This is a genomic window from Acinetobacter sp. YH12236 (assembly GCF_013417645.1).
Taxonomy (GTDB): domain Bacteria; phylum Pseudomonadota; class Gammaproteobacteria; order Pseudomonadales; family Moraxellaceae; genus Acinetobacter.
The window spans coordinates 142708-154729 of the sequence record NZ_VPDM01000002.1 but is presented as its reverse complement, the minus strand read 5'-3'; the positions used below and the strand labels follow the sequence as shown (position 1 = coordinate 154729).

Annotated in this window: 9 protein-coding genes and 3 tRNA genes; 7 read left to right on the top strand and 5 right to left on the bottom strand. The window is 42.8% G+C overall.

Annotated elements, in window-relative coordinates:
- Positions 1-92 precede the first annotated feature (92 nt).
- The 4 genes from FTV14_RS01840 to FTV14_RS01825 all read right to left on the bottom strand — a co-directional run bounded on the left by FTV14_RS01840 (position 93) and on the right by FTV14_RS01825 (position 4932).
- Entirely contained in the window at positions 93-1793 is a 1701-nt protein-coding gene (locus FTV14_RS01840) for an NAD-dependent malic enzyme (RefSeq protein ID WP_034704912.1), read from the bottom strand.
- A gap of 423 nt (positions 1794-2216) precedes the next feature.
- A tRNA-Ser gene (locus FTV14_RS01835) sits at positions 2217-2307 on the bottom strand.
- A gap of 87 nt (positions 2308-2394) precedes the next feature.
- A complete protein-coding gene (locus tag FTV14_RS01830) occupies positions 2395-4431 on the bottom strand; it encodes an NADPH-dependent 2,4-dienoyl-CoA reductase (protein WP_179992064.1) in 2037 nt (678 codons plus the stop codon).
- Positions 4432-4578: 147 nt separating this feature from the next.
- Positions 4579-4932, bottom strand: coding sequence for a hypothetical protein (locus tag FTV14_RS01825; RefSeq protein ID WP_004782834.1), 354 nt, complete (start codon positions 4930-4932; stop codon positions 4579-4581).
- A 245-nt stretch (positions 4933-5177) separates the two neighbouring features.
- Here FTV14_RS01825 and argG point away from each other — a divergent pair, with 245 nt between their 5' ends.
- Complete coding sequence (argG, locus tag FTV14_RS01820; RefSeq protein ID WP_005234795.1) at positions 5178-6521, top strand: argininosuccinate synthase; 1344 nt, start codon at positions 5178-5180, stop codon at positions 6519-6521.
- 57 nt (positions 6522-6578) lie between these two features.
- Here the strand turns inward: argG and FTV14_RS01815 are convergent, their stop codons facing one another.
- The gene (locus FTV14_RS01815) at positions 6579-7850 is read right to left on the bottom strand and encodes a GGDEF domain-containing protein (RefSeq protein ID WP_180053190.1); all 1272 of its coding nucleotides are present in this window, start codon (positions 7848-7850) and stop codon (positions 6579-6581) included.
- 152 nt (positions 7851-8002) lie between these two features.
- On the opposite strand from FTV14_RS01815, the gene pyrC reads away from it, so the two are divergent.
- From pyrC to FTV14_RS01785, 6 genes are all read left to right on the top strand, one after another.
- Complete coding sequence (gene pyrC / locus FTV14_RS01810; RefSeq protein ID WP_004782837.1) at positions 8003-9037, top strand: dihydroorotase; 1035 nt, start codon at positions 8003-8005, stop codon at positions 9035-9037.
- The gene (gene rnt, locus FTV14_RS01805) at positions 9022-9681 is read left to right on the top strand and encodes a ribonuclease T (protein WP_034704922.1); all 660 of its coding nucleotides are present in this window, start codon (positions 9022-9024) and stop codon (positions 9679-9681) included. Before pyrC ends, rnt begins: the two co-directional genes overlap by 16 nt.
- A gap of 20 nt (positions 9682-9701) precedes the next feature.
- A tRNA-Glu gene (locus tag FTV14_RS01800) sits at positions 9702-9777 on the top strand.
- A 161-nt stretch (positions 9778-9938) separates the two neighbouring features.
- Entirely contained in the window at positions 9939-10094 is a 156-nt protein-coding gene (locus FTV14_RS01795; protein ID WP_004782839.1) for a hypothetical protein, read from the top strand.
- 132 nt (positions 10095-10226) lie between these two features.
- Positions 10227-11657, top strand: coding sequence for an amino acid permease (locus FTV14_RS01790; RefSeq protein WP_159123358.1), 1431 nt, complete (start codon positions 10227-10229; stop codon positions 11655-11657).
- Positions 11658-11867: 210 nt separating this feature from the next.
- A tRNA-Glu gene (locus FTV14_RS01785) sits at positions 11868-11943 on the top strand.
- Positions 11944-12022 lie beyond the last annotated feature (79 nt).

Genomic DNA, 12022 nt, shown 5'->3' with positions numbered 1-12022 from the left:
TTACCTTCGCTTTCTCCAAACAAAGAAGCAGAGAAATAACAATGTCATCGCTCTGCTTTACTTAATTTTAGACTGCCCTTTCCCTAATAATATTAAAAGGTCACACGCTTATATTCCCGGTATTCCGGTATCCAGAAATTCGCATCTATGGCTTTCTGCAGCACCTCAGAACCAACTTTTGGAGCGACGCCATCCTCAACCGCAGCTTGTGCAACCCTTAGAGCAATAATCTTGGAAATATGCTGAATCTGATCCAGATCTGGCAACAAATTGGCGGTTGGGTCTTGAAGTTTTGGAGAGCATTCTGCTAAGGCATTACTTGATGCCATCAGCATATTATCCGTGACTCGTGTAGCGCCTGAAGCAATCACGCCTAGTCCAATTCCCGGGAAAATATAAGAGTTATTACATTGAGAAATAGTATAAATGTGTTCCTGATAATTAACGGGTGCAAATGGGCTACCTGTAGCAATCAGAGCTTTCCCATTGGTCCATTGAATAATATCGGCTGGAACAGCTTCTACGCGAGAAGTAGGATTCGATAAAGGAAAGATGATCGGATGTTCACAATTTTCAGCCATGGTCGTGATTACTTCTTTACTAAATAATCCTGGCTGTCCAGAGACCCCAATCAGTACTGTGGGTTTTGCATATTTGATGACATCCAATAGAGAAATAATCTCTTCGGCATTTCCCCATTCAGCAATATTTTCTGGTTCTTGAGCCAGTTTTCTCTGGAAATTTAATAGGTTTGGCTGGTTTTGAGTAATAAGGCCGAAGCGATCCACCATAAAAACCCGCTTACGCGCTTCAGCATCAGTCAGGCCTTCTGCCACCATTTTTGCCACAATCTGTTCAGCGATCCCACAACCGGCTGAACCTGCTCCCAAGAAAGCAATGGTCTGATCTTTTAATTGTTTGTTTGACGCATAGGAAGCCGCAATCAAACTGCCTACTGCCACAGCTGCCGTACCCTGAATATCGTCATTGAAGCAACATACTCGATCGCGATATTTTTCCAGTAAAGGCATGGCATTATGCTGGGCAAAATCTTCAAATTGAATCAGTGCATCTGGCCATCTTTGCTGAATTGCCTGTATCACCATTTCGACAAATTCATAATATTCATCACCGGTGATACGAGGCTGACGCCATCCCATATAAATCGGATCATTCAACAACTGCTCATTGTTCGTGCCTACATCCAAAGTAATTGGCAAGGTATAAGCCGGACTAATGCCTCCGCAGGCCGTATATAAAGCCAGCTTTCCAATCGGAATGCCCATTCCGCCAATGCCCTGATCGCCTAAACCAAGAATGCGCTCTCCATCCGTAATCACAATCACTTTGACATTTCTTCGATTCACGTTATGCAGGATGTGCTCAATATGATCCCGATCTGGATAAGAAATAAAAACCCCGCGATGACGGCGATAAATCTCGGAAAAATGCTGACATGCTTCTCCTACCGTTGGCGTATAGATGATCGGCATCATTTCGCTTAAGTGATTTTCAATCAAATGATAGAAAAGCGTCTCGTTGGTGTCCTGGATGTTACGTAGGTAAATATGCTTATTGATTGCATCATTGAATGAGCAGTATTGCTGATACGAACGCTGACTTTGTTCCTCAATCGATTCGATTACTTGGGGCAAAAGTCCATGTAAATTAAAATGAATACGTTCTTCTACAGAGAAAGCTGAGCCTTTATTCAGCAATGGGAGTTCAAGTAATGCAGTACCTGCGTAGGGAATATAAAGTGGACGTTTAGGGTTCAGAGGTTCAGTTGCCATTTTTAACTCGCACTTTAAAATTCGACATAAATGAAAGCCGAAAAGAACAAAAAATTATCCTACTATCCTAGTCGACTTTCAGCTGTTTCAGTCATTCAGCGAATTAATAATGAAAAATGTTCTATTTAATAAACTGATAACGGCAATGAAATAAGCTTTAAATTTTTATATCCTCTTGTCAGATAAAAATTTGGATCATACTTTTTGAATTTAGGCTTAAGCTAATTGCCTGAGATTAAATTTTAGAAATTAAAGCTATATGCATTCGTTTTTATTCATTTATTTTTTTAATAAGAAAATATCTTAGAAATTAGATCAATTAGCTTGTTATCTATCTGCTTTATCTAAAAAATCAGACAATTTCCCACTCAATAAAACTTAGGCAATAAAAAACCCCGATCAATGATCGGGGTTTTTCGTATCTGGCGGAAGCGGTGAGATTCGAACTCACGGAGGGGTATAAGCCCTCGTCGGTTTTCAAGACCGGTGCATTAAACCGCTCTGCCACGCTTCCATGTGCGCAATAATACGGAGCTTTTAGGCGACTGACAAGTGAAAATTACAGTGAATCTCATCAACTGCATATAGTTTCATCAAATCCTTACAATTTTGCTGCCAATTCTGCCCCTTCACGAATTGCACGCTTGGCATCTAGTTCAGCAGCCAGCTTTGCTCCACCAATAATATGGTAATTCGCTAAAGTCTTTTGATCCTCTGAAGGCATGACATCTTTGACTGACTCCTGACCAGCACAAACGACGACCGTATCTACACGCAGCAACTGATCATGCCCATCCACTTCAATCCACAAACCTTCATCCGTAATCGATTTGTAGTGCACACCGCGTAACATGCGTACGCCATGTTTTTTTAATTGGGCACGATGAACCCAACCCGTGGTTTTACCTAAGCCTGCTCCTAAAGCAGTAGTTTTACGCTGCAACAGATAAATTTCACGTACAGGTGGCTCCACTTCTGCTGGCTGCAGTCCGCCTTCACTTACATAGTTTGCATGCAGATCTACACCCCACTCCCGTTTCCATTCATCTACAGGCTGCGGTTGCGGCTGATGCGGTGGCTTTAATAAAAATTCTGATACATCAAAACCGATTCCACCGGCACCAATGACCGCGACACGATCTCCTACTGGTGCGCCGCGCAATACTTCAGCATAAGACAGGACTTGAGGTGCATCACTACCGGTAATTTTTAATTCACGCGGAACAACGCCCGTAGCCACAATAACCTCATCAAAACCTTCGCGTTCCAGTTGTTCCCGATTCACTCGGGTATTTAAACGGACATCTACCCCAGTTTTTTCCAGCTGCACTTTGAAATAGCGAATGGTTTCGTGGAATTCTTCTTTGCCTGGAATCACTTTGGCCAGATTAAATTGCCCCCCCACTTCATTAGTGGCTTCAAATAAAGTCACATCATGACCGCGGCTGGCTGCGACTGTGGCTGCGGATAAACCTGCCACTCCACCACCTACTACGGCAATCCCTTTAGGCTTTTTGGTTTTGACATAGACCAGTTCGGTTTCATAGCCGGCACGTGGATTCACCAGACAGGTAGCGCGTTTATTTTTAAAGGTATGATCCAGGCAGGCCTGATTACAGGCGATACAGGTATTAATTTCATCAACACGATTCGTTGCAGTTTTATTCACCCAGAATGCATCTGCTAATAACGGGCGTGCCATTTGCACCATATCTGCCTGTCCCGATGCCAAAATCGCTTCAGCCGTTTCTGGCATATTGATCCGATTCGATGCAATGACTGGAACAGCAACATGCTTTTTGACTTCTGCGGTGTAATCTACGAATGCAGCACGAGGAACAGAAGTGACAATCGTCGGAATACGCGCTTCATGCCAGCCAATACCAGTATTGAGTAAAGTTATTCCAGCCTTCTCTAATGCTTTAGCGACGGTAATCACTTCCTGCATAGTATTGCCATCATGCACCAGATCTAGCAAGGATAAACGGAAACAGATAATAAATCTTTCACCAATTTCAGCACGAATCGCTTTAACAATTTCCACTGCAAAACGCATGCGGTTTTCAATTTCTCCGCCCCAGCGATCAGTACGCTGATTGACATGACGGCTTAAAAACTGGTTAATCAAATACCCTTCAGAGCCCATGATTTCCACGCCGTCATAACCCGCTTTTTTAGCCAGTTTTGCAGTTTTAACATAGTCCTGAATCGTATCCAGAATCTGGTTTTCAGACATCTGACGTGGTTTAAAAGGTGAAATTGGCGATTTGATCGGACTGGCAGATACCACAAAAGGCTGATAGCCATAACGTCCGGCATGCAAAATCTGCAACAGAATCTTGGCCCCATGCTTATGCACGGCATGCGTAACCAGTCGATGCGGTGCAACATCGCCCAAGGTATTCATGGTTCCGCCAGCAGGCAATAACCAGCCCTGACGGTTAGGTGAAATCCCGCCAGTAATCAGGAGACCCACACCACCTTTGGCACGTTCACCAAAATAAGCGGCCAGTTTAGGATAATTATAAAAACGATCTTCCAAGCCCGTATGCATTGATCCCATCACCACACGGTTTTTAATCGTGGTGAAACCCAGATGTAATGGTTTTAAAATATTTGCATAGCGCGTCGTTGTCATAAAATATCCCTGATTCTTATTTGGCTAAAAGCTTAAATCTTATCAATGTACTTTAACTGATTTTCAGAGGCTTTTTATGACTATCAGGTCCGCTTTCTCAGGCACAAATACCAATTGTGATATTCATGCCGTACCTGAGTGATGGATTTATTGCTGCCATTGATTTTTGCTCGATTTCCATAAGGCAATTACGCCGAGTACTGTACCAATGGGAAAACTGAGCAGCATCAGGATCGCCATAATTCTGGACAAGGTGCGTCCTGAACCATTGCCCTGTTTGACCTTGAGACAGGCCTGAATGTTCAAAACAATCAGCACAGCCAAAAGTAGCAACACAATACCCAGACTCAACATGGAAATTGTGGATTGCTGATATTCCAGATATAAAAATGCAACTGTACTAAAAACCAGCAAACCGGCATAGATTCCATGCACAATCGACAGGGTTTCATTTTTGGCAGCCGGTTGCAGATTAGGTAAAGGAGGAATATTCGGGCTCATGAGGGCTATCCTAAAGATGTTTTTTCTTAATGATGTTATTGAATCTTCCCAGATTTTCCTATTTTTTAAGCGTTTGTCAAAAATACGGTAATTTTATGATTATCTAAGCCTATTGAATCAAGATTTTGAAACGAGTTTTTCTTTTCTAAAGCAAACCTAAATAAAATAATGATACAATTGATGCAATATGTGTTTTTTCAGGCCACCACTTCTGGCGTGCCTATTTCATATCATTAGGATGAACAATGTCTGATAATGCAACTATCTTGCAGAATGTCCCAGTAGGCAAAAAAGTTGGTATTGCCTTTTCTGGCGGTCTAGATACTTCTGCAGCTCTTTTGTGGATGAAACAAAAAGGCGCTGAACCTTATGCTTATACAGCAAACTTGGGTCAGCCAGACGAAGACGATTACGATGCGATTCCAAAAAAAGCTGAAGCTTATGGCGCAGTAAAAGCACGTTTGATCGACTGCCGTTTACAGCTTGCATTAGAAGGTATTGCTGCAATTCAATGTGGCGCGTTCCACATTTCTACAGGTGGTGTTCCATACTTCAACACGACTCCTCTTGGCCGTGCAGTGACAGGTACCATGCTGGTAACTGCAATGAAAGAAGATGATGTGAATATCTGGGGTGACGGTTCTACTTATAAAGGTAACGACATCGAGCGTTTCTACCGCTACGGTCTGTTGACTAACCCTAACCTGAAAATCTACAAACCTTGGTTAGACCAAACCTTTATCGATGAATTAGGTGGCCGTGCAGAAATGTCACAGTTCCTGATCGACAATGGCTTTGACTACAAAATGTCAAAAGAGAAAGCTTACTCAACTGACTCAAACATGTTGGGAGCGACTCACGAAGCCAAAGATCTTGAATACCTGAATGCCGGTATCAAAATCGTTGATCCAATCATGGGCGTTGCATTCTGGAAAGAAGAAGTTGAAATCAAACCTGAAGAAGTATCGATTACTTTTGAAGAAGGTTTCCCTGTTGCAATCAATGGTCAACGTATCGAAGATCCAGTTGAGTTCATTCTTGAAGCGAACCGTATTGGTGGCCGTCATGGTCTAGGTATGTCGGATCAGATCGAAAACCGTATCATCGAAGCGAAATCTCGTGGTATCTACGAAGCTCCGGGTATGGCCCTTCTTCACATCGCTTATGAACGTCTGGTCACGGGTATTCATAACGAAGATACCATCGAACAATACCGTATCAACGGTCTTCGTTTGGGTCGTCTTCTGTACCAAGGTCGCTGGTTCGATTCTCAAGCATTGATGCTTCGTGAAACTGCACAGCGTTGGGTAGCTAAAGCGATCACTGGTACTGTGACTTTAGAACTGCGTCGTGGTAATGACTACACCATCATGAACACTGAATCTCCTAACCTCACTTATGAAGCTGAGCGTTTGACTATGGAGAAAGGTGATTCTATGTTCTCTCCAGCGGATCGTATCGGTCAGTTGACTATGCGTAATCTGGACATCACAGATACACGTGCAAAACTGGGTATCTATACAGATTCTGGCTTACTTGCAGTAGGTACAGGTTCTGCAGTACCTCAGTTAAAAGACAAAAACAAATAAGTTTGTTTTAACGTCAAAAAAAACCGCTCATCTGAGCGGTTTTTTTATGGATTCGATTTAGGTATTTACACTATTTGGATTTGCAGTGCGGATCGACTGATAATAAATCTGATTCCGTCCTAGCTGTTTAGCTCGATACAACGCCTGATCGGCAATTCCCAATAAGACATCCTTATCAATAAAGTCTTCACCACGATACACAGTGATGCCCAAACTGATGGTGATGTGATCAGCCACACCAGATTTCTCATGCGGAATTTCCAGACGCTCAATCGCATTAAAAATATTAGAAGCCACTGCATAAGCACCATGAGCATCAGTTTCTGGAAGCAGTACCACAAACTCTTCACCACCATAACGGGCCACGAAATCCATATGCCGGATCGCATTTTTAATAGTAAAGGCAATACTGGAAATGACATCGTCCCCTTTTTGATGTCCATAAAAATCGTTATAGTTTTTAAAATGATCCACATCGATAAATAAAATCGCTAAAGCATGCTGATTACGGCGAGAACGTTCAAAAAAGATATCCAGTGTTTCATCGAAAGTTCGTCGATTAGAGATTTTGGTCAGCTCATCATGCTGGCTTAAATGCAACAATTCTGTGGTATGAATCCGCTGAATTTTCTCACTGATTCTAGCCCGCATGGTATATAGAAAAATCATGCGCTCACGGGCAAAAAGCATATAACTAATCACACATCCCAATAGGCTACTGCCGATCAGAATCCGCCCCAAGACCAGTGCATTAAAATCGATCGATAACATGGATAACAGCCAGACCGTACAAAGTGCAGCAAACAACCCCGTGATTAACATCTGTAAAGGTTTTACTCCGGTCAGAATATACCCCAGGATGTAGATAATGGTGATGATCGCCATCGACTGATGTTGCAAGCTTACTGTTTGAATGGACATGGTCAGATAGGAGGTCGAGACTATCATCCAGAACATCAGCAGCATGGAAGCCTGCGGAAAAAAGCGTTTGATTTTAGGCAGACAGGAGAAGAAATAAAAAGCAAGTAAAGCGAGACTACCATTGATCAGCCCCAGCATGCAGCGCACAAAATCTTGCACGAAATATTGTGAATCGATAATCCAGTAGTCGGTCGGAATCATGACCAGCAGAAAAATAAAATAGGTCAGTACACCTGCCCAGACATACTTTTCGACATGTTTACGTGCCCGCTCCAGGTTTTTGCTCCAGAACTCCTGTTCCAGATTCTGAGGGAAAACCGAGCCTACACGCTGACTTTGCCGTGTGATTAATTCTTCTATTTTTTCTTTTTCATCTTGCAATTTTGCTAGATTGTACTTGTATTCCATTGCCAAGTATTTATGTAATTTTTTTATTAATTTTAAAATATCATACTTTTATAAATTAATTTATAGATATCCCTTATTTTGTATATATTTCTCGTTACCATTTTAGGCATAGATGCATTATCATTTGTTTTATTTCTCCGATTGAATTCGCCTTGAATACGATTACCCTTCTCCAGCCAGACGACTGGCATGCCCACCTGCGTGATGGTCACGCTCTGCAACGCACCGTTCCTGATCTAGCTAAACAGTTTTCCCGCGCCATCTGTATGCCGAACCTTGTTCCACCGGTTAAAACTGTGGAAGAAGCATTAAGCTACCGTGAACGTATTATGGCGCATGTTCCTGAAGGTAGCGATTTTGATCCACGCATGGTGCTGTATTTCACAGATAATACCTCTCCAAGTGAAGTCAAAAAGATTAAAGATTCTGAGCATGTCAATGCTATTAAACTTTACCCTGCTGGCGCAACCACCAACTCGGATAGCGGTGTAAGCGACATTCGTAAAGTATATTCAGTCATTGAACAGCTTGAAGAGCATCAGGTGCCTTTATTGCTGCACGGTGAAGTGACGCATAATCATGTCGATATTTTTGACCGTGAAAAACGTTTCCTTGATGAAGTCTTAGCACCATTACTAAAACAGTTCCCGAAACTGAAACTGGTTCTGGAACACATTACTACCAGCGAGGCAGCTAATTTCGTACTGGAACAGGATCGTAATGTGGCTGCGACTATTACCCCACAGCATTTACTGTTTAACCGTAATGATATGCTGGTTGGTGGGATCAAGCCGCACTTCTATTGTCTGCCAATTTTAAAACGTCAGACGCATCAGCAAACGTTGCTTGAAGTGGCAACGAGCGGTAATCCTAAATTTTTCTTAGGCACCGACAGTGCACCGCACTCAAAAAATGCCAAAGAAAATGCGTGTGGCTGCGCAGGATGCTATAGTGCTCCGACTGCAATTGAGTTATATGCTCAGGCCTTTGATCAAGTAGGTAAAATCGACCGCCTAGAAGGTTTTGCCAGCCACTTTGGTGCAGATTTCTACGGCCTCCCACGTAATACCAAAACCATTACGCTGGTCAAAGAAGATCAAGTTATTCCTGAAAGTCTAGACTACTTGGATGGTGAACAAATCGTTCCGCTATATGCAGGAAAAACCATTCAATGGAGAAAAATGTGACAAATGAAACTCTTCCAGTCATTGGTCAGCGTTTCCGTGGATTTTTGCCTGTTGTTGTCGATGTTGAAACAGCAGGCTTTAATGCACAGACTGATGCCTTGTTAGAAATTGCGGCCATTCCTATTGTTTATAATGAAGATGGCCAGTTTGTGCCCGGTGAAGCTTACCACGCACATATCAATCCTTTCGAAGGTGCCAACCTGGATCGCCGCTCTTTGGAATTTATCGGGATTGACCCGTCAAATCCGATGCGGATCGCAATGGCTGAAGATGAAAAAACCGCGTTAAAACGTATTTTTAAATCGGTCAATGAAGTGCGTCGTCAGCAAAATTGTACGCATGCCGTTTTGGTCGGTCACAATGCGCATTTTGATTTGGGCTTTGTACAGGCAGCAATTGCCCGTACCGGAACCAAAAACCAGAATCCGTTTCACAGTTTTTCTGTGTTTGATACCGTGACTTTAAGTGCGGTGATGTTTGGTCAAACGGTTCTGGCTAAATCTTGTATTCAGGCCGGTATTGAGTTTGATGGCAAAGAAGCACACTCTGCGTTATACGATACGCAAAAGACTGCGGAACTGTTTTGCTATATTTTAAACAAACTCGCACCTCACCTGCTTGACACTTTGGTGGCGGATCAATAAGATACCGCCATCTTCTAAACGTCCCTATCGTCTAGAGGCCTAGGACATCGCCCTTTCACGGCGGTAACCGGGGTTCGAATCCCCGTAGGGACGCCATCTTATTTATCCCCTTCTTCTTTCATTTTTTCCAAGAAAACTCTTTTTCTTATTATTGCTTTCAATACTATTGTTATAAATTTCGCATGACTGAGTTTGGTGCCCTTTCTCGTTTGCTTAGGCTATAATCAAGTTGATGTTAGGTTTTGATCAATTTTCCCATGCTAAAGAAAATCCTGCTTGTTTTACTTATTCTGGCACCTTCAGCGCTTTATATTTATGTGATCAGTCGCGATGATAAAACTGCTGAGAACCGAGCAGAAACTACGCCTGCTGAAAAAACACCGACTGAGCAATACCAGACTCCCGATCACTAGTTTTTAAGAGGCTTTGCAAATATTTATTTTTTAAATTAAAAGAAGAACTTTATGAGGAAATTCCAATTTATGTGATATTTCACATAATTAAAACTAAAATACTTTTTTTAAATCTCTCCTTTTAATTGAGCTATGCAATCTCCCTCTCCACCTTCACAGCATTCGTCTGTTGAGGGTCAAACTCCGTCGTTAAAACGTGCCATGGGCACACGTCATCTGATCATGCTTTCCCTTGGCGGCGCTATTGGTACCGGCCTGTTTATGGGTTCCGGTGAAGTGATTTCACAAGCTGGACCTTTGGGCGCAGTACTGGCCTATATTATTGGTGGCTTGATCGCCTATATGGTAATGCTCTGCCTCGGTGAACTGGCCGTACATTTACCCGTGTCTGGTTCTTTTGGTGCCTTTGCAACCCATTATATTGGGCCGGGTACAGGCTATATGGTGTCCTGGATGTACTGGCTCGGCTGGTCAGCCACCTTGGGTACCGAATTTACTGCCGCTGCGATTCTGATGCAGGAATGGTTTCCCCAAACTTCGATCTGGTTATGGACATTGATCTTTGCTGCAGGTGTACTGCTCTCCAATTTAAGCTCAACCCGTACCTTTGCTGAATCAGAATTCTGGCTGTCACTGGTTAAAGTTGCGACTGTACTGATTTTCATTATTCTGGGCTTTGGCTGTATCTTTGGCTTTATTCCATTCCAAGGTTATGAATCCGCACCGCTGTTCAGCAATCTGACTGAACATGGCTGGCTGCCAAATGGTTTAATTCCGTTATTCACCACATTACTAATCGTGAACTTTGCCTTTAATGGTACCGAGATGATCGGGATCGCTGCCGGTGAAACCGAAAATCCTGAGAAAAATGTACCGAAAGCAATTCATGCAGCGGTATGGCGTCTGATGATTTTCTTTGTCGGTACCATCATCGTCATCAGTTCCTTGCTAACTTATACCGATGCCGGTCTACAGGTCGGTGGTCATGGGGGCTTAAGCAGCAGTCCGTTTGTATCCGTGTTTACCCAGATGGGTATTCCATATGCGGAAGACTTTATCCGTTTTGTGATTATTACGGCGCTGCTCTCTACTGCAAACTCTGGTCTTTATGCGGCTTCACGTATGATGTGGGCATTGTCTTCACAAAACCAGTTACCGCGACTATTTGCCAAAGTCAGCAAATCCGGCGTGCCTTATGTAGCAGTTTGGGTCACCATGATTGGCGGCTTACCGGGCCTGCTCTCTGAACAATTTGGTGCAGATGTCATCTTTAAAAACCTGATGGGCGTGGCCGCTTTTACCATGGTGATTGTCTGGATGAGTATCTGCTGGAGCCAGTTTAATTTCCGTCGCCAATGGCTGAAGTCTGGTCATAGCGTCTCTGAACTAAAATTCCGTACACCTTGGTTCCCCTTAGTTCCCACTCTAGGTTTTGTAACTTGTACTGCAACCGGTCTGAGTATGGCAGCTGACCCTGAAATGCTCTCTGGTTTTATTGGCTGTTTATTGTTTATGGCAGCATGTTATGCAAGTTATTACTGGCTTTATCATCAAAAAGCTTAAGTTCTAAACTTTTGAACTGAAATAATTTCTTTAATAAACCCAATTCCGATTGGGTTTATTTTTTCATATCAGGTAAATCCGTTCAGAAAATAATATCTTAATAAAATAAAGTTTTTGTTTTGCCTAATGTTTAAACTGTTAAATACATTTTAGTAAAAACTCTTTTGACAAAGTCCGGCTTAGTCCTTAATATAGCCATCACCTCGCAACGTCCCTATCGTCTAGAGGCCTAGGACATCGCCCTTTCACGGCGGTAACCGGGGTTCGAATCCCCGTAGGGACGCCATTATCTGATCGCTCACGATCAAGTCTTATACATAATCCATATTAATACGTTGCAGATTTGTAGTTTTTCACTACAATAA

Coding starts and splice junctions, on each gene's coding strand:
- FTV14_RS01840 (WP_034704912.1), bottom strand. CDS start 1,793: ATGGCAACTGAACCTCTGAACCCTAAACGTCCACTTTATATTCCCTAC.
- FTV14_RS01830 (WP_179992064.1), bottom strand. CDS start 4,431: ATGACAACGACGCGCTATGCAAATATTTTAAAACCATTACATCTGGGT.
- FTV14_RS01825 (WP_004782834.1), bottom strand. CDS start 4,932: ATGAGCCCGAATATTCCTCCTTTACCTAATCTGCAACCGGCTGCCAAA.
- argG (WP_005234795.1), top strand. CDS start 5,178: ATGTCTGATAATGCAACTATCTTGCAGAATGTCCCAGTAGGCAAAAAA.
- FTV14_RS01815 (WP_180053190.1), bottom strand. CDS start 7,850: ATGGAATACAAGTACAATCTAGCAAAATTGCAAGATGAAAAAGAAAAA.
- rnt (WP_034704922.1), top strand. CDS start 9,022: ATGGAGAAAAATGTGACAAATGAAACTCTTCCAGTCATTGGTCAGCGT.
- FTV14_RS01795 (WP_004782839.1), top strand. CDS start 9,939: ATGCTAAAGAAAATCCTGCTTGTTTTACTTATTCTGGCACCTTCAGCG.
- FTV14_RS01790 (WP_159123358.1), top strand. CDS start 10,227: ATGCAATCTCCCTCTCCACCTTCACAGCATTCGTCTGTTGAGGGTCAA.